Raw genomic sequence first — 17,118 nt, forward strand, 5'->3', positions numbered from 1 at the left:
CTCAGGCGCCGATCTCGGGGGCGTACGTCCCGAAGCTCCAGATGTTGCCCTCGATGTCCCGGGCCATGTAGTCCCGCGAGCCGTAGTCCTGGTCCGTCGGGGGCATCAGGATCTCCACGCCGTGCTCCAGGGCCCGCTGGTGGTGGGCGTCCACGTCGTCCACGACGACGTACACCCCGGCGGGCCCGGCGTCCTTCATCGCCGCGTCGAAGAGGCCGCCCCGGCCCTTGGAGCCGATCATCACCGCGCCGTTGCCCTGGACCAGCTCGGCGTGCATCACCTTGCCGCTCTCCGTCTCGTACACCGACAGCTCGGTGAAGCCGAGGGCCTCCGTGAGCTGTCTCATCGCCGCCTTCGCGTCCCCGTACAGCAGCGTGGGGTAGAGGCTCGGCCGTCCGCCGCCGGTGCCTGCCATGCCGATCACTCCTTCGTGCGTCGGTTCTGTGGCGTCTCGTTCAGTCTTGCAGCCACCACTGACAACGCCTCAGCGAAACGTGCCCCTCGGCCCTCTGCCGTCGGCCCGGCCCCACCGCCGACGCACTGCGGGCGGTCCGCCGAGCCTGCCCGGCGGGGAGTGGCGTACCCGCACGCGTTCTGCGGATCCTCGGCGATGGCCTCCTCGCCGTCGGCCTGCCCGCCGGCGAGAGCTGCGCCCGCTCCCAAACGGCCTCGGGCGGATCGTCCCGGTCAGCACACCGCTCGGCAACGATCTTCCGCGACGATCTCCGCAGCGCGGACCGAACGCGCGGACGTAGAAAAACCGCTTGCATGGCCCCGTTAGACTTTCTCCCATGGCCATTCTCCTCGCGCATTAGACGGCGGGAACGTCCTCAGCCGCCCACCCGCCAACCCCTGTACGCCCTGGAGTCTGTCCTTGATCTCCGCCTCCGGTATCGAGCTGCGCGCCGGTGCGCGCGTCCTCATCGAGAACGCCACCTTCCGTGTCGCCAAGGGCGACCGCATCGGCCTCGTCGGCCGCAACGGCGCCGGCAAGACCACCCTCACCAAGTGCCTCGCGGGCGAGGGCATCCCGGCCGCCGGCCAGATCACCCGCTCCGGCGAGGTCGGCTACCTCCCGCAGGACCCCCGCACCGGCGACCTGGACGTCCTCGCCCGCGACCGCGTCCTGTCCGCGCGCGGCCTCGATGTACTGATCCGCAAGATGCGCGAGAACGAGGAGCGCATCGCCACCGGCAAGGGCGCCACCCGCGAGAAGGCCCTCAAGCAGTACGAGCGCCAGGAGACCGAGTTCCTCACCAAGGGCGGGTACGCCGCCGAGGCCGAGGCCGCCACCATCGCCGCCGCGCTGAACCTGCCCGACCGCGTCCTCGGCCAGCCGCTGCACACCCTCTCCGGCGGTCAGCGCCGCCGTATCGAGCTGGCCCGCATCCTCTTCTCGGACGCGGACACCCTGCTCCTCGACGAGCCGACCAACCACCTCGACGCGGACTCGATCATCTGGCTGCGGGACTACCTGAAGACCTACCGCGGCGGCTTCATCGTGATCTCCCACGACGTCGATCTGGTCGACACCGTGGTCAACAAGGTGTTCTACCTGGACGCCAACCGGTCCACGATCGACATCTACAACATGGGCTGGAAGCTCTACCAGCAGCAGCGCGAGGCCGACGAGAAGCGCCGCAGGCGGGAGCGGGCCAACGCCGAGAAGAAGGCCGCCGCCCTCAACGCCCAGGCCGACAAGATGCGCGCCAAGGCCACCAAGACGGTCGCCGCGCAGAACATGGCCCGCCGGGCCGAGAAGCTGCTCTCCGGCCTCGAAGATGTCCGGATGTCCGACAAGGTCGCCAAGCTCCGCTTCCCGGAGCCCGCGCCCTGCGGCAAGACCCCGCTGATGGCGGAGGGCCTGTCGAAGTCGTACGGCTCGCTGGAGATCTTCACCGACGTAGACCTCGCCATCGACAAGGGCTCGCGGGTCGTCATCCTCGGCCTCAACGGCGCGGGCAAGACCACGCTGCTGCGCCTGCTCGCCGGCGTCGAGAAGCCCGACACCGGTGAGGTCGTCCCCGGCCACGGCCTCAAGCTCGGCTACTACGCCCAGGAGCACGAGACCCTGGACGCCGACCGCACGGTCCTGGAGAACATGCGCTCGGCCGCCCCCGACATGGACCTCGTAGAGGTCCGCAAGGTGCTGGGCTCGTTCCTCTTCTCCGGCGACGACGTGGACAAGCCGGCCGGCGTGCTCTCGGGCGGCGAGAAGACCCGGCTCGCCCTGGCCACCCTGGTCGTCTCCGCGGCGAACGTGCTGCTCCTCGACGAGCCGACCAACAACCTCGACCCCGCGAGCCGCGAGGAGATCCTCGGCGCCCTGCGCACCTACAAGGGCGCGGTCGTCCTCGTCACCCACGACGAGGGCGCCGTCGAGGCGCTCCAGCCGGAGCGGATCATCCTGCTGCCCGACGGTGTCGAGGATCTGTGGGGCTCCGACTACGCGGATCTCGTCGCCCTGGCGTGATCCACTGCGTATGGATCATTCGGCTCATCCGTGATCCATCATCTGTGTGAGATCTCCTCGTATCGAGGTGTGTCGTACACGGAATTCCCGGCCGATCCCTTGCGTACCAAGGGATCGGCCGCCGCGCGTCCCTGACCTGGCACTTCGCGAATCCACCCGTTCGGCCCCCTCGACACCACCCCACGGAATCCTTGATTCCGCTTGTGGGGATCGACTCCTGTCGTCACAACGATGTCTCACGGACCTTGCCGAATGGGTGGCCATCAGGCCCAAGAGGGGTGATCATGAGGGGACCAGAGCGCACTTCCCATGAGGAGGCACGGGTGGCCGAGACTCTGAAGAAGGGCAGCCGGGTGACCGGCGCCGCGCGCGACAAGCTCGCGGCAGACCTGAAGAAGAAGTACGACTCCGGTGCGAGCATCCGGGCGCTGGCCGAGGAGACCGGCCGCTCGTATGGCTTCGTACACCGGATGCTCAGTGAGTCGGGCGTCACGCTTCGTGGGCGTGGCGGAGCGACCCGGGGCAAGAAGGCCGCATCGACCTGACGCCGGGCGGCCATCGGCTTCGATGGTGGGCCACCCGGTCGGCCTCCCCCCTGGGCTCTTATGGGGCCCGGGGGGACCCCCAGCTCAGCCGGGTGGTTACTGTGCAGTCACTTGAGCATGCCGTAGGCATGCCCGGATGACCGCACCCATCGGAGGCGCCCCATGGCTTCGCCCGACCAGGACCTCGCTCCTGTACTCGACAAGGACGGCGTACGGCTCACCGTTGACGACGCGCTCGCCACGGTGACGCTGACCAACCCGGCCAAGCGCAATGCGCAGAGCCCCGCTCTGTGGCGCGCGCTCACCGAGGCCGGCCGGCTGCTGCCGGGCTCCGTCCGTGTCGTGGTGCTGCGCGGCGAGGGCAGGTCCTTCTCCGCCGGGCTGGACCGGCAGATGTTCACCCCGGAGGGGATCCCGGGCGAGGCGACCTTCATCGAACTCGCGCGCCGTGACGACGCCGGGCTCGACGAGAGCATCGCCGAGTTCCAGGAGGCTTTCACCTGGTGGCGGCGGAACGACATCGTGTCCATCGCCGCTGTCCAAGGACATGCCATCGGGGCCGGCTTCCAGCTCGCGCTCGCGTGCGATCTGCGGGTCGTCGCGGACGACGTGCAGTTCGCCATGCGCGAGACCAGCCTCGGCCTGGTCCCCGACCTGACCGGCACGCACCCGCTGGTCGGTCTGGTCGGCTACGCCCGCGCGCTCGAGATCTGCGCGACCGGACGGTTCGTCGGCGCCGCGGAGTCGGTGGCGTCCGGGCTGGCCAACGTCGCCGTGCCGGCAGCCGAACTCGATGCGGCGGTGCAGGACTTGGCGGCCGCGCTGCTGGCTGCGCCGCGGGACGCCGTCGTGGAGACCAAGGCGTTGCTGCGCGGGGCGCTGGGACGCGACTACGAGGCGCAGCGGGCGGCCGAGCGTGCCGCCCAGGCACGGCGACTTCGGGAGCTGGCCGGCCTCGGGGAATGAGCCTGCGCCGGTGAGGCACCCTGCGCGAGCGGGCCGCTCAGCCGACCGCCGTCACCAGCACGGCCACCGTCGGCCGGTCCTCCAGCGCATCCCTCACGGCCGTGCGGACCTGCCGAGCCACGTCGATGGCCCGGCGGTCGGTGCTCGTCGTCAGCTCCACGCGCGCGTGCCGGTGCGGTAGCGCCGTACCGGCCATGCGCTCCTCCAGGTGCACCGCCCGGCCCACACCGCCGAGGGAACCCGTCAGCCCGGTCACACCGGGGACGGACAGCGCGGCCGCGGCCACCCGGATCTCGTCCGGGTCCGAGGGCTCCCGCGCGGGCACCGGCCGCGGTGCACGCACCTCCGCGGGCGGCTCCGCCGCCGCGAGCAGGTCGGTGACCCGCAGGTCCACCTCCGTCACCGCGAGCCCGAGCCGCTCCACCGCGGCCGTCGCCAGTGTCAGCCGTAGCTCGGACGCGACGGCCGGCAGCGGCTCGGTGGCCGTCGCGGCGAAGTCCGCCGTCAGCCGCAGCGGGCCCGGTGGCAGCGCACTCGGCGGCGCCGGTACGACGGGCTCGTGGACCGCCTCCGGATCGGCGAGCGCGAGCCGCAGGGTGCCGAGCCGCACCCCGGGCATCCCCTCCGCCGCCGCGCGTTCCAGTACCGCCGCGGCTGCGCCCTCCGCGATCCACACGCCGTCGCGCGGCCCGCCGAGCGGCAGCAGCCGTCCCAGCCGGACCTGGCGCCGGACCACCTGTGTCCACCGGTCAGCCGTCATTCCTCCAGCCTGCCGTATCACCGGGGCGCGGTCGGGGAACCTTGCTTACGGTGGGCGGAGGACGATCGAAGGGGACGACCGAAAGGGACGTACCGCGATGACCGACATGACGACGACCCCCGAGGGCGAACACGAGCCGCAGGTCTCGACCCGCAAGACGACCAGGCGCGGCGGTGGTGATCCCGCGGCCCGCGGACGGACGACCATCGCCGACGGCGTCGTGGAGAAGATCGCCGCTCTGGCCGCCCGGGACGTGGTCGGCGTGCACGCCCTGGGCAGCGGCCTGGCCCGCACCCTGGGCGCCGTGCGCGACCGGGTGCCCGGCGGCTCCAGGTCGGTCACCCGGGGCGTGAAGGCCGAGGTCGGTGAGGTGCAGACGGCGCTGGACCTGGAGATCGTCGTGGACTACGGCGTCTCGATCGCCGATGTCGCCCGCGCCGTGCGGGAGAATGTGATTGGCGCCGTGGAACGCATGACCGGACTTGAGGTGGTCGAGGTCAACATCGCCGTCAGCGATGTCAAGTTGCCCGAGGAAGAGGACGAGGAGCCCGAGCCGCCCCGGATCCAGTGAGGCCCCGGCGACCCGACACCGCACTCCCGACGAGCTGAGGAGCGAGGCATGAGCATGGCCGTAGTCGGCATGATCGCCGGAATGGCGCTGGGCTTCGCCGGGTACTTCGGCGGCTTCGGTGCCTTTCTGCTGGTGGCGGCGCTGGGTGCGCTCGGGTTCGTCGTCGGCCGGTTCGCCGAGGGCGACCTGGAACTGGGTGACTTCTTCCGCACCCGCGACGGCCGGCGCGAACGGCGGCGGTGACCGACGGTGAGTGCCGAGTCCGGCGCGGTGCGCCCGCCGTCGGCCCTCGTGCCTCCGGGCGAGCGCGGCGCCACCCGGATCGCCGACCGGGTCGTGGCGAAGATCGCTGCGCAGGCCGCCCGTGAGGCGCTGCCCCCGCTGCCCGCCGACGCGGCCGCCCCGCACGCCACGGTCGTCGTCCACCAGGAGACAGCCCGCGTGAGCCTGTATCTCGAACTCGGCTACCCCTGCGACATCGGCGCCCACTGCGCCGCCGTGCGTCGTCATGTCGCCGAGCGGGTAGGCGCGTTGGTGGACATGGCGGTGCCCGAGGTCGCCGTCCAGGTCGAACGGCTGCACCCGGCACCGCACGGGAGGGCGTGATGAGCGAACCCCAGTCGACTGCACCGACCCTCGACAAGGACCCCGGCACCACCCCGCCCGCACCCGCCGAGGGCAGCGGCCGCTTCTGGTCCCCGCGCCGCGTTCCGGCCGCCGTCGTCGCGCTCCTGCTGCTGGCCGGCGCGGGCCTGCTGTTGTACGACATCGCCGCCGTGCGCGCCCACCACCCCGCGATGCACTGGCGCCGCGCACTCGCCCGGCAACTGGCCGAACGGTCCCTGGACGACATCTGGGTGCTGACCGGCGCGGCCGTCGCCGTCGCACTCGGCCTGTGGCTGATCGTCCTCGCGGTCACACCCGGCCTGCGCGGGCTGCTGTCCATGCGGCGCCCGCACCCCGATGTCCGCGCCGCACTCCGGCGCGACGCTGCGGCGCTCCTGCTCCGCGACCGGGCCATGGACATCTCCGGCGTCCGGTCGGTCCGGGTGCGGATGCGCCGCACGAAGGCCGACGTCCGTGCCGTCTCGCACTTCCGTGATCTCGACGAGGTACGCGCCGACCTGGACACCGTGCTCACGGACGCGATCCAGGGCCTCGGCCTGGCCCGGCCGCCCACACTGTCCTTGCGGGTGGCCCGGCCCGGACGGAAGGGGTGACGGCGATGCGCGCCGGCGGCCTCAACCGCGTCCTGCTGGCCCTCGTCGGCCTGCTTCTGCTCGCGCTCGGCGGCGCGGTGCTGGCCGTCGGCCTGGGGGCGCCGCCGCCCTCCTGGTGGATCCACACCGGCCCGCACGACGTCCTGCTCACGCGGGCCGAGCGCACCCACTGGCGGGCCGCCGGCTGGTGGTGGCCGGCGGTCCTCGCCGCCCTGGCCCTCGTCGTCCTGCTCGCCCTGTGGTGGCTCACGACGGTCCTGCGCCGCCGCCGGCTGACCGAGATCCTGATCGACACCGGCGACGACGAGTCCGCCCTCCTGCGCGCCAGGGCCCTGGAGTCGGCCCTCGCCCAGGACGTCGTACAGCAGGAGGGCGTGGCGCACGCGGAGATCCTGCTGCGGGGCCGCCGTACGGCACCCGCGGCAAGGGTGTGGCTCCAACTGGAGCCGCACGTGGACCCGGCAACGGCCCTGAACGAGTTCACCGCCAAGGCCCTGACCCGCGCCCGTCAGTCGGCCCGCTTGCCTACGCTTCCGGCGGAAGTGCGGCTCGGGTCGGTCAAGCACCGCGCGGAAAGGGTCACTTGACCGCGAACGGCGATGTTGTTCAGAACCCGTGCCGCATGCCCCCGTCCACGGGCAACATGACACCACTCAGATACGACGCGGCCGGAGACAGCAGAAACGCCGCCACCTTCCCGAACTCCGCCGGAGTCCCATACCTCCGCAACGGAATCCGGGCCTCGTTCGCGGTCCGGGTGGCCTCGGGATCCGCCGACAACGCGTCCAGCTCGCGCACGCGGTCGGTGTCGATGCGCGACGGCAGCAGCCCCAGCACCCGGATCCCGCGCGGCCCCAGCTCGTCCGCGAGGGACTTGGCGAACCCGGCGAGCCCGGGCCGCAGCCCGTTGGAGATGGTCAGCCCCGGAATCGGCTCGTGCACCGACGCGGACAGCACGAATCCGATGACGCCGCCCGGCTCCAGCTCGGCCGCCGCCGCGCGAGCGAGCCGGACCGCACCGAGGAACACCGACTCGAACGCGGCGCGCCACTGGTCGTCGGTGTTGTCCGCGACGAACCCCGGCGCCGGCCCGCCCACGCTCACCAGGACGCCGTGGAAGCCGCCGAAGTGCTCACGCGCGGCCGCGATCAGCCGCTCCGGTGCCTCGGGGTCGGCGTTGTCCACGCCCACGCCCACCGCGTTCGGGCCCAGTTCGGCGGCGGCGTCGGCCACCCGCTTCTCGTCCCGGCCGCTGATCACGACCTTCGCCCCGTCCGCGACGAGTTCCCGCGCGGCGGCGTTGCCCAGCCCGCGGGTCGCCCCGGTGACGACGTACACCCGGTCCTTCAGTCCAAGATCCATGGCCCCTATCCTGCCCGGTCGTCCCCGAACAGTGTGAGGGCGGTGTTCACCAGCGCGATGTGGCTGAAGGCCTGCGGGAAGTTGCCCAGATGGCGGCCGTCGACCGGGTCGTACTCCTCGGCCAGCAGCCCCACGTCGTTGACCAGGCCCACCAGCCGGCCGAACAGCTCCCGCGCCTCGTCCTTCCGGCCGGTCAGATGCAGGGCGTCGGCCAGCCAGAACGAGCAGGCCAGGAAGGCGCCCTCGCCGCCCGGCAGCCCGTCGATCACCGAGTCCTCGGTGTCGTAGCGGCGCAGGAAGCCACCGTGCCCGAGGGTGTGACGGATCGCGTCGACCGTGCCGACCACCCGGGGGTCGTCGGGCGGCAGGAAGCCGACGCGCGGGATGAGCAGCAGCGACGCGTCGAGTTCGTGGGAGCCGTAGTACTGGGTGAAGGTGTTGCGCTCGTGGTCGTAGCCCTTCTCGCACACCTCCTGGTGGACCTCGTCGCGGAATCTGCGCCAGCCCTCCAGGTCGCCCTTGAGGTCCTTGTACTGCTCCAGGGTCTTCACGGCCCGGTCGGCGGCCACCCACACCATCACCTTGGAGTGCACGAACTGCTGCCGGCCGCCGCGCACCTCCCACACGCCCTCGTCCGGCTGCCGCCACGCCGACTCCAGGAACTGCATGAGGGCGCGCTGCATCGCCCACATGTGGGGCCGCGGGGACAGACCCGAGTTGCGGGCCAGGGCGAGCGAGTCCATCACCTCGCCGTACACGTCGAGCTGGAGCTGCTCGACCGCGCCGTTGCCGATGCGTACGGGGGCGGACTCGGCGAAGCCGGGCAGCCAGGACAGCTCCATCTCCGGCAGCCGCCGCTCGCCCGCGACGCCGTACATGATCTGCAGGTCGGCCGGGTCGCCCGCGACCGCGCGCAGCAGCCAGTCGCGCCAGGCCGAGGCCTCGTCGTGGTAGCCGGCGTTGAGCAGCGCGCCGAGGGTGAGGGTGGAGTCGCGCAGCCAGCAGTACCGGTAGTCCCAGTTGCGCACCCCGCCCGGCTTCTCCGGCAGCGAGGTGGTCGCCGCGGCGACGATCCCGCCGGTCGGGTTGTAGGTGAGGGCCTTGAGGGTGATCAGGGAGCGGACGACCAGGTCCCGGTGGGGCCCCCGGTAACGGCACTGCCGACTCCAGCCCTGCCAGTCGGCGACGCTGCACTCCAGGCCCTCGAAGGGGTCGTTGAGCGGCGGGCGCTCCTCGTGCGAGGGATGCCAGGTGAGCACGAACGCGACCCGCTCGCCCTCGGCGACGGTGAACTCGGAGTGGGTGCCGAAGTCCTCGCCCCAGGTGTGCACGGACGGCTCGGAGCGCAGCCAGACCGAGTCCGGGCCCGCGACGGCCACCCGGTGCCCGTCCGCGCGGCGCATCCACGGCATGATCGAGCCGTAGTCGAAGCGCAGCCGGAGGGTGCTGCGGACGGTGACCCGGCCGCTGACGCCTTCGACGATGCGTACGACGTCGGGGGCGCGGTCGCGCTGCGGCATCAGGTCGGTGACCCGGACCGTGCCGTCCGGGGTCTCCCACTCGGTGTCGAGGACGAGGGTGTCGGGCCGGTAGGCGCGGCGCGAGCAGGTGTCCGCTCCCTTCGGGGCGATCCGCCAGTAGCCGTGGTCCTCGTCGCCCAGCAGCCGGGCGAAGCAGGCGCCGGAGTCGAAGCGGGGCAGGCACAGCCAGTCGATCGAGCCGTTCTTGCCGACCAGCGCCGCGGTCTGCTCGTCACCGATGAGTGCGTAGTCCTCGATGCGCGGGTTCACGGGATCCGGTTTCCCGGCGGGCCAGAGGGCCAATCAGGTGGTGCGCCGGGGGAGTGACGTAACCCGCGCGATGCTTCCCGTGACGCTTCCCCTGGTGCCCGGTCAGACCGTGGCCGGTGCGCTCTCCTCCGGCTGCACAGCCGCCGTGGCCTCCTCCCGGTCGCGGATCTCCCGGCGGACCAGGAACCACCAGCCGACCGGGACGCCCGCGGCGAACAGCCACCACTGGATCATGTACGCGTAGTTCAGCGGGGCGTCCTCGCTGCCGGGGTCGGAGATCTGCTCCGGGCCGCCCTTGGGCGTGGGCGCCGTCTGCTCGACATAGCCGCCGAGCACCTGCGCGCCGAGCCGGTGCGCCTCCTCCGTGCTGTTGATCAGCATGAGCTGCCGGTCGGGCAGGCCCTTGACGTTCTTGATTCCGCTCGCCGCGGTCGTCTCGTCGGCCATCAGCCGCCCCGTGATGGTGGTGCGGCCGGACGGCGGGGCGGGGATCTTCGGGAAGGCGGTCTGGACGCCGTCCGCCGGGATCCAGCCACGGTTGACGAGGAGGACCCTGCCGTCCGTGAGGACGAGCGGGGTGAGCACATGGAAGCCGACCTCGCCGTCGGAATTGGTCCGGCGCCGGACCACGACCTCCCTGGCGGTGTCGAAGGTGCCGGTCGCGGTGACCGTGCGGTACTTCTCGGTGCGGGTCACCGTGTGCCGGGGAGAGGTCAGCCGCTCGACCGGGACCGGCTTGGCGTGCAGCGCCGAGGAGACCAGGTCGTTGCGCGCGGTGCGCTCCTCGTACCGGTGCTTCTGCCAGAAGCCCAGCCTGATCATCGTCGGGATCAGTGCGATCGCGACGATGCTGAGGATCACCCACTGGCGGGACAACAGGAAGCGGTAGCGGTGCACCCCACGACGGTACATCCGGGCCGTGGGGTGCATTCAGGCGGGTACCGGGTCACACCCGGTCGACAATTCCCACCTTCCCCTCGGCGCGGGCGCAGTGGGCCCCGCAGTAGAACCGGCCGTCGGCCTCCACGCCCTGGCCGATGATCTGCACCCGGCAGTGCTCGCAGATGGGGGCCATCCGGTGGATCGCACAGGAGAAGCAGTCGAAGACGTGCACCGCCCCCTGTGCGTGGACCTCGAAGGTCATTCCGTAGTCATTGCCGCAAACTTCGCATTTCGCCATGCGCCACAGGGTGAGCCCGCCACCGGCGCACGGCGAGCGGTCGCTGGGTGAGTCGTCCGGCAACCACCCGTTCGTACGATTTCCTTCCGGTTCGGAGTCGGTCTTCCGTGCCGCTATCCGTCGGCGGGCTCGACGTCCCGCAGCAGCTGCCCGAACGCGGCCTCGTCCACGATCGGCGTGCCGAACTGCCGCGCCTTGACCACCTTGGACGTGCCCGCGTCGGGGTCGTTGGTCACCAGCAGGCTGGTCAGCCGGGAGATGCTGGACGCCACGTGCAGACCGGCCTCGGTGGCCCGGTCCTCCAGTAGCTCGCGCTCGACGGAGGTGTCCCCGGAGAACGCCACCCGCATGCCCTGTTTGAGGCGTTTGCCGTCTTCGTAGCGACCCGGGTTGGGGTACGGGCATGCGGGCCTTTTGCGGGAGGGTCGCCAACTGGTCGTCCGGTAGCCGCCGTAGCCCCCGTACCCGCCCGACGACTGCCGCGGCACCGGGCGGTCGGACCACTCCGTCAGCGGCCGGCACTCCAGCAGCGGCAGCCGTACGCCGCCCGCCGCCGCGGCCCGCAGGCTCGGCCGGAACGCCTCCGCCAGCACGCGCGCGTCGTCCAGCGCGTGGTGCGCCCGCTGCTGTACGACGCCGTAGTGCGCCGCCAGCGACTCCAGCTTGAAGTTGGGCAGCGGCAGCCCCAGCTCCTTCGACAGCGCGATGGTGCACAGCCGCTGACGCACCGGCGCCTCGCGCTCTGCGCGCGCGTACTCCCGCGCGATCATCTGCCAGTCGAAGACGGCGTTGTGCGCGACCAGCACCCGGCCGTCCAGCCGGTCCGCGAACTCCTCGGCGATGTCCGTGAAGAGCGGCGCCCCTTCGAGCACCTCGCTCGTCAGACCGTGTATCCACACCGGCCCCGGATCGCGCTCCGGGTTGACCAGCGTGTACCAGTGGTCCTCGACCTCGCCGCGCTCGTCCAGCCGGTACACGGCCGCCGAGATGATCCGGTCGTCCCGGGCAAGGCCGGTGGTCTCCACGTCAACGACCGCGTATCCCTTCGGATACGCGGCCGGCCACTGGGTGGGGGAGGACACTGCGGTCGCACGGTCTTCGAGCATGGTCACTGAGGATACGGGCCGCGACTGACAGCGCGGTCCGGCAGGTGCCGGAGGCTTCGCCGGCTTGCCGCTCAGCCGCTCGGCCGCCGTACACGCGTGCGTGCCGAGTCGGGCGAGTGGGTGGGCAAGTGGTCGGCCAGAAGCGACCGCACCAGCGCCCGGACGGCCGTCACGAACAGCCGGTCGGTGTCCACCGGCCGGGCCAGCGCACGCGCCAGCGCGGCGTCGCCCCCGGCGGCCTCCGCGCTCCACAGCTCCTCCTCGCCGGGGCACTGCACGGGGGCCCGCTCGCGGTTGCGCTCGACCAGCACATGGCCGACGACCTGGAACTGCACCGCCCGGACGAACTCGGCGGCCCGGGCGCCGCGCAGACCGGCCGCGTGCGCCTCGCGCACCAGGACCCGCTGCGCCGGCAGGAACATCCGCTCGGTCAGCCCCCGCTCGTGCACCAGGGCCACCAGATGCGGATGGTCGCGCAACTGCCGGCGCAGGGCGCGCGCCACGGAGACCACCCGCTGCTCGGGCGTGCGCCCGGACGGCCGGATCTCGCCGAGCTCGGCCACGGTCCGCTCCACGAGCGCGTCGAGCAGCGCCTCCCGGCCCCCGACGTGCCAGTAGATCGACGTCACGGCGGTGCCCAGCTCCGCTGCCAGCCCCCGCATGGTGAGCGCGTCCGGACCGTGCCGCTTCACCAGTCCCGCGGCCGCGTCCAGCACCGTCTGACGGCTGAGCGCACTTCTCGACCCGCTCGGCATGATCCCCCAACTCCCGTCCGCCCCGGTGCCTTTACCCCTCACCGAGTCTGCTGTAACTGTGTTACAGATGACGGCCCGTCAGAAGAAGGGGCGGTACGGCGTATGGCACACGCACGCGTACGGTACGGCGCACGGACCGAGCGGGAGATCGCCGCGACGCGCACCGCGAGCGCGCGGCTTCCCGACATCTGGTCCACCGGGGTGGTGGCCGTCTGGGAGACCGCCCCGGACGCGGTCGCCGCGGTCCTGCCGCCACCCCTGAAACCCACCGGCAGCCCGCTCGTCCGAGTGAACATCAGCAAGGTCGACCTGCCCGGGTATCCGCTCGGCGCGGGCTCGGTCGCGGTCGCCGCCGCCCATGGCACGGTCGAGGGCTGGTACCCGCTGGTCATGCCGATGACCCACGAGCGCGCCCTCACCGGCGGGCGCGAGGTCTTCGGCGAGCCCAAGAAGCTGGGCGAGGTGACCGTCGAGCGCGACGGCGCCGACGTGCGCGCGGCGCTGAGCCGGCACGGCATCGCGTTCGTCGAGGTGCGCGGCACGGTCGGCACCGGGCTGCCGCTGCCGGAACCGAGCCGCAAGACCGACTTCTACTTCAAGTTCCTGCCCGCCGTGGACGGTTCCGGCTTCGACCTCGACCCGGTGCTGGTCCACTGCGTCCGCCACGAGCGGGTGCGCCGGCTGGAGCGGGTCATCGGGGAGGTCGTCCTGCGCGAGTCGGCGTACGACCCCGTGGCCGACCTTCCCGTGCAGCGCCTGTGCGAGATCACCGTCGGCGAGAAGACGAGCGACCAGAGCGGCCGGGTCGTCGAACGCGTCGACGCCCAGGCCCTGTTGCCGTACGTCCACCAGCGCTACGACGATCCGCTGCAGATCCTCGACGGGCCACCGGAGCTCGCCTCGCCCGAGGGGAGTGCGTGATGGACCTCCACGCCGGACAGGTCGCGGTCGTCACCGGCGCCGCGAGCGGCATCGGGCTCGCGATGGCCCGGCGGTTCGCCGCCGAGGGCCTGAAGGTCGTCCTCGCCGACGTGGAGGGGGCCGCACTGGACAAGGCCGCGGCCGGGCTGCGGGCCGAGGGCGCCGACGTGCACGCGCGCGTGGTCGACGTCGGCGAACGCGCCCAGGTCATGGAGCTGGCCGACGCGGCGTACGACACCTACGGCGCCGTGCACGTCCTGTGCAACAACGCGGGCGTCGGCTCGGGCGCCGAGGGCCGGATGTGGGAGCACGACCCGAACGACTGGCGGTGGGCCTTCGCCGTCAATGTGTGGGGCGTCTTCCATGGTGTCCAGGCTTTCGTCCCCAGGATGATCAAGTCGGGTCAACCCGGTCATGTGGTCAATACATCCTCCGGCGACGGCGGCATCGCGCCCCTCCCGACCGCCTCCGTGTACGCGGTCACCAAGGCGGCCGTCGTCACCCTGACCGAGTCCCTGTACGCCCACCTGAAGGCCGAGCACGCACGCGTGGGTGCCTCGGTGCTCTTCCCCGGCCCGCACATGCTGCGCACCGGCCTGTGGGAGTCGCACCGCAACCGCCCCGCCCGCTACGCCAAACAGCGCCCGCGCAGGGCGCCGTACCGCAGCCTCGACCAGTGGGAGGCGGCGATGCGCGCGGCCGGCCAGGAGGTCCGCTTCACGCCGGTCGAGGACGTCGCCGGCCTCGTCGTGGCCGGCATCCGCGCCGGCCGCTTCTGGCTGCTGCCGGAGAGCGAGCACAGCGACGCGCAGATCCGCGCCCGGGCCCGGTCGATGCTGGACCGGGCGAACCCGTCGTACCTCGAAAGCTTCGTCCTGGACTGAACCGAGAGGAGGCCCTGGTGAGCGCATACGACGACCCGTACCTGATCATCTCCTCCGACTGCCACGCCGGGCTGCCCACCGAGGAGTACCGGCCCTATCTGGAGTCCCGTTTCCACCGGGACTTCGACGAGTTCCTCGCGGGTCGCGACCGGCGCCGCGAGGAGATGACCCGGCTCGGCATCCGCAACGAGGCCTTCGCCGACCGGTGGTTCCACGACAACGCCGAAGGCCTGCGCGGCGGCTGGGACACCGCACAACGGCTGAAGGAGCTGGACGGGGACGGCGTGGCCGCCGAGGTGGTGTTCCCGGACGCCGACGCCGTCGACAGCCGCACCGCCGCCCCCTTCGGCGTGGGCCTCGGCCTGAGCGGCGACCACGACCCGGAGCTGGGCATGGCGGGTGCCCGGGCGCACAACCGCTGGCTCGCGGACTTCGTCTCCGAGCATCCTGAACGGCACTGCGGAGTCGCCCTGCTGCCGGTCACGGCCCCCGTCGAGCAGGTCGTCGCCGAGATCCACCGGGCCCGGGAGTCCGGCCTCGGCGCGCTGATGATCCCGGCCATGTGGGCGCACAAGGAGCCCTACCACGCCCGCCGTTACGACCCCGTGTGGGCGGCCGCCGCCGAGTGCCGCATGCCGGTGCTCACCCATTCCGGCGCAGCCCCGCGCCAGGAGTACGGCGACCACCTCGGCATCTATGTGAGCGAGGTGACCTGGTGGCCGGCCCGGCCGCTGTGGTTCCTGCTCTGGTCCGGCGTCTTCGAACGCCACCCCTCCTTGCGCTTCGGCGTCGCCGAGTCCGGCTGCTGGTGGCTGCCGAACCTGCTGTGGTTCATGGACCGCCTCTACCTCGGCGCGCACGGCGGCAAGAAGCTCTCCCCGTTCGAGGAGCTGAAGCGCCCGCCGCACGAGTACCTGGACCGGCAGGTGTTCGTCTGCGCCACCAACACCAAGCGGCGCGAGCTGGCCCAGCGCTACGAGATCGGCGTCGACAACATCCTGTGGGGCAGCGACTTCCCGCACCCCGAGGGCACCTGGCCCGACACGCGCGCGTGGCTGCGCCGTACCTTCCACGACATCCCCGTCACCGAGACCCGCCGCATGCTCGGCCTCGCCGCGGCCGAGGTCTTCGGCTTCGACGCCGACAAGCTCACGCCCCTGGCCCGCCGCATCGGGCCGACCCCCGCCGACCTCGGCCAGCCCGCCGACCAGACGGCCGTCGAGGCGTCCTGGGCGCGCTCGCGCGAAACGGGCCGGCACTGGCTGACCGACCGGGACTTCCCGGTGCTGGGCACCGAGCCCGGCTTCTTTGCGGAGGGAGCGTCCGCATGAGCGACGACCGGTACACCGTCATCTCCGCCGACTGCCACGCCGGCGCCGACCTCCTCGACTACCGGCCCTACCTGGAGAAGCGGTACCACGACGACTTCGACGTCTGGGCCGCCACGTACGTGAACCCCTACGAGGACTTGCTCGCCGACTCCGCCGACCGCAACTGGAACTCCGAGCGGCGCCTCGCGGAGCTGGAGGCGGACGGGATCGTGGCGGAGGTGATCTTCCCGAACACCATCCCGCCGTTCTTCCCGTCGGGCTCCCTGATGGCCCCGCCGCCCGGCGCCGAGGACTTCGAGCGCCGCTGGGCGGGCCTGCGCGCGCACAACCGCTGGCTCGCCGACTTCTGCGCCGCCGCGCCGGGCCGCCGGGCGGGTGTCTTCCAGATCCTGCTGGGCGATGTCGAGGAGGCCGTCAAGGAGATCCGGTGGGCCGCCTCCGCGGGCCTGAAGGGCGGCCTGATGCTGCCGGGCACCCCGCCCGGCTCGGGGCTCCCCGAGCTGTACTCGCGGACGTACGACCCGATCTGGGCCACCTGCGCGGAACTCGGCGTCCCGGTCAACCACCACGCCGGTTCGGCCTCCCCGCCGCTCGGCGAGGAACCGGCCGCCCGCGCGGTGTTCATGGTGGAGACGACCTGGTTCTCCCACCGCGCCCTGTGGCACCTGGTCTTCGGCGGCGCCTTCCGCAGGCACCCCGAGCTGAAACTGGTCCTGACCGAGCAGGGCTCCGGCTGGATCCCCGGGGTGCTCGGCATGCTGGACTACTACCACGGCCGCCTGGTCTCCGCGGCCACGAGGGCCGACACGGCGGAGGCCAGGTTCGGCACCGGACTCGCCGCGGGCATGGGCGCGCCGCCCTCCCGGGTCTGGCAGGACAACTGCTTCGTCGGCGCCAGCTTCATGCGCCCGCACGAGGTGCCGCTGCGCGACCGCATCGGCGTCGACAAGATCATGTGGGGCAGCGACTACCCACACGACGAGGGCACCCATCCCTACACCCGCGAGGCCCTGCGGTGCGCCTACGCGGGCGTGCCGCGCGAGGAGGTCGCGGCCATGCTCGGCGGCAACGCGGCCCGCGTCTACGGCTTCGACCTCGCCCACCTCGACCCCGTCGCGGCGAAGGTGGGGCCCACGGTGGCGGAGGTGGCCGAGCCCCTGACGCAGCCACCGGCGGACGCGACCAGTCCGGTGTTCGCCCGGGGGGCGTCGCTGCGGGTGTGGTGATGTGGAGGCGGCAGCCCCGGGAGTGCGA

The 17,118-nt window shown here is 72.2% G+C and carries 20 protein-coding genes; 12 read left to right on the top strand and 8 right to left on the bottom strand.

The genetic code is table 11. From position 1 onward, the window contains the following. Position 1: 1 nt before the first annotated feature. Complete coding sequence (locus ACZ5NH_RS21400) at positions 2 to 415, bottom strand: VOC family protein (RefSeq protein WP_468777333.1); 414 nt, start codon at positions 413 to 415, stop codon at positions 2 to 4. A gap of 459 nt (positions 416 to 874) precedes the next feature. On the opposite strand from ACZ5NH_RS21400, the gene ACZ5NH_RS21405 reads away from it, so the two are divergent. The 3 genes from ACZ5NH_RS21405 (at position 875) to ACZ5NH_RS21415 (ending at position 3,984) form a co-directional block, all read left to right on the top strand. Next, positions 875 to 2,473 (top strand): ABC-F family ATP-binding cassette domain-containing protein, encoded by a 1,599-nt coding sequence (locus tag ACZ5NH_RS21405; protein ID WP_468777335.1) that lies wholly within the window; start codon positions 875 to 877, stop codon positions 2,471 to 2,473. A gap of 323 nt (positions 2,474 to 2,796) precedes the next feature. Beyond that, complete coding sequence (locus tag ACZ5NH_RS21410; protein ID WP_017948860.1) at positions 2,797 to 3,018, top strand: helix-turn-helix domain-containing protein; 222 nt, start codon at positions 2,797 to 2,799, stop codon at positions 3,016 to 3,018. 162 nt (positions 3,019 to 3,180) lie between these two features. Then, positions 3,181 to 3,984, top strand: a complete 804-nt coding sequence (locus tag ACZ5NH_RS21415) for an enoyl-CoA hydratase/isomerase family protein (protein WP_451557421.1) — start codon at positions 3,181 to 3,183, stop codon at positions 3,982 to 3,984. A gap of 37 nt (positions 3,985 to 4,021) precedes the next feature. On the opposite strand, the gene ACZ5NH_RS21420 is transcribed toward ACZ5NH_RS21415, so the two are convergent. Beyond that, the gene (locus ACZ5NH_RS21420; RefSeq protein ID WP_468777338.1) at positions 4,022 to 4,744 is read right to left on the bottom strand and encodes a nucleopolyhedrovirus P10 family protein; all 723 of its coding nucleotides are present in this window, start codon (positions 4,742 to 4,744) and stop codon (positions 4,022 to 4,024) included. 97 nt (positions 4,745 to 4,841) lie between these two features. On the opposite strand from ACZ5NH_RS21420, the gene ACZ5NH_RS21425 reads away from it, so the two are divergent. Genes ACZ5NH_RS21425 through amaP form a run of 5 tightly spaced genes read left to right on the top strand, consistent with a single transcriptional unit; the run spans position 4,842 to position 7,122 of the window. Continuing rightward, the gene (locus tag ACZ5NH_RS21425) at positions 4,842 to 5,315 is read left to right on the top strand and encodes an Asp23/Gls24 family envelope stress response protein (protein WP_468777340.1); all 474 of its coding nucleotides are present in this window, start codon (positions 4,842 to 4,844) and stop codon (positions 5,313 to 5,315) included. A 48-nt stretch (positions 5,316 to 5,363) separates the two neighbouring features. Further along, a complete protein-coding gene (locus tag ACZ5NH_RS21430; RefSeq protein WP_388634865.1) occupies positions 5,364 to 5,558 on the top strand; it encodes a hypothetical protein in 195 nt (64 codons plus the stop codon). Positions 5,559 to 5,564: 6 nt separating this feature from the next. After that, positions 5,565 to 5,921: an Asp23/Gls24 family envelope stress response protein gene (locus ACZ5NH_RS21435; RefSeq protein ID WP_388634863.1), complete on the top strand. Its 357-nt coding sequence runs from the start codon at positions 5,565 to 5,567 to the stop codon at positions 5,919 to 5,921. Then, positions 5,921 to 6,535, top strand: a complete 615-nt coding sequence (locus tag ACZ5NH_RS21440; RefSeq protein WP_468777342.1) for a DUF6286 domain-containing protein — start codon at positions 5,921 to 5,923, stop codon at positions 6,533 to 6,535. The genes ACZ5NH_RS21435 and ACZ5NH_RS21440 overlap by 1 nt, the downstream gene beginning before the upstream one ends. Positions 6,536 to 6,540: 5 nt before the next feature. After that, a complete protein-coding gene (gene amaP / locus ACZ5NH_RS21445) occupies positions 6,541 to 7,122 on the top strand; it encodes an alkaline shock response membrane anchor protein AmaP (RefSeq protein WP_468777344.1) in 582 nt (193 codons plus the stop codon). 19 nt (positions 7,123 to 7,141) lie between these two features. On the opposite strand, the gene ACZ5NH_RS21450 is transcribed toward amaP, so the two are convergent. The 6 genes from ACZ5NH_RS21450 to ACZ5NH_RS21475 form a co-directional block, all read right to left on the bottom strand. Then, the gene (locus ACZ5NH_RS21450) at positions 7,142 to 7,897 is read right to left on the bottom strand and encodes an SDR family oxidoreductase (protein WP_388634857.1); all 756 of its coding nucleotides are present in this window, start codon (positions 7,895 to 7,897) and stop codon (positions 7,142 to 7,144) included. Between the two features lie 5 nt (positions 7,898 to 7,902). Beyond that, positions 7,903 to 9,687: a glycoside hydrolase family 15 protein gene (locus ACZ5NH_RS21455; RefSeq protein WP_468777346.1), complete on the bottom strand. Its 1,785-nt coding sequence runs from the start codon at positions 9,685 to 9,687 to the stop codon at positions 7,903 to 7,905. Between the two features lie 102 nt (positions 9,688 to 9,789). Then, positions 9,790 to 10,584: an SURF1 family cytochrome oxidase biogenesis protein gene (locus tag ACZ5NH_RS21460; protein ID WP_468777348.1), complete on the bottom strand. Its 795-nt coding sequence runs from the start codon at positions 10,582 to 10,584 to the stop codon at positions 9,790 to 9,792. A 49-nt stretch (positions 10,585 to 10,633) separates the two neighbouring features. Continuing rightward, the gene (locus ACZ5NH_RS21465; RefSeq protein ID WP_055704294.1) at positions 10,634 to 10,867 is read right to left on the bottom strand and encodes a hypothetical protein; all 234 of its coding nucleotides are present in this window, start codon (positions 10,865 to 10,867) and stop codon (positions 10,634 to 10,636) included. Between the two features lie 113 nt (positions 10,868 to 10,980). Beyond that, complete coding sequence (locus ACZ5NH_RS21470) at positions 10,981 to 11,973, bottom strand: DEDDh family exonuclease (protein ID WP_468777350.1); 993 nt, start codon at positions 11,971 to 11,973, stop codon at positions 10,981 to 10,983. Between the two features lie 71 nt (positions 11,974 to 12,044). Further along, complete coding sequence (locus ACZ5NH_RS21475) at positions 12,045 to 12,728, bottom strand: TetR/AcrR family transcriptional regulator (protein WP_468777352.1); 684 nt, start codon at positions 12,726 to 12,728, stop codon at positions 12,045 to 12,047. A 102-nt stretch (positions 12,729 to 12,830) separates the two neighbouring features. Between ACZ5NH_RS21475 and ACZ5NH_RS21480 the strand changes: the two genes are divergently transcribed. From ACZ5NH_RS21480 to ACZ5NH_RS21495, 4 genes are read left to right on the top strand one after another with little or no spacing between them, the layout of a single operon-like run. After that, complete coding sequence (locus ACZ5NH_RS21480; RefSeq protein ID WP_468777353.1) at positions 12,831 to 13,649, top strand: acetoacetate decarboxylase family protein; 819 nt, start codon at positions 12,831 to 12,833, stop codon at positions 13,647 to 13,649. Next, positions 13,649 to 14,533 carry an SDR family NAD(P)-dependent oxidoreductase gene (locus ACZ5NH_RS21485; RefSeq protein WP_468777355.1) on the top strand — a complete coding sequence of 295 codons (885 nt, stop codon included), beginning with the start codon at positions 13,649 to 13,651 and terminating at the stop codon, positions 14,531 to 14,533. The genes ACZ5NH_RS21480 and ACZ5NH_RS21485 overlap by 1 nt, the downstream gene beginning before the upstream one ends. A 17-nt stretch (positions 14,534 to 14,550) precedes the next feature. Next, a complete protein-coding gene (locus ACZ5NH_RS21490) occupies positions 14,551 to 15,864 on the top strand; it encodes an amidohydrolase family protein (RefSeq protein WP_468777357.1) in 1,314 nt (437 codons plus the stop codon). Then, the gene (locus ACZ5NH_RS21495) at positions 15,861 to 17,090 is read left to right on the top strand and encodes an amidohydrolase family protein (RefSeq protein ID WP_468777358.1); all 1,230 of its coding nucleotides are present in this window, start codon (positions 15,861 to 15,863) and stop codon (positions 17,088 to 17,090) included. The genes ACZ5NH_RS21490 and ACZ5NH_RS21495 overlap by 4 nt, the downstream gene beginning before the upstream one ends. Positions 17,091 to 17,118 lie beyond the last annotated feature (28 nt).

The sequence above is a fragment of the Streptomyces sp. NPDC031426 genome (genome assembly GCF_055581585.1).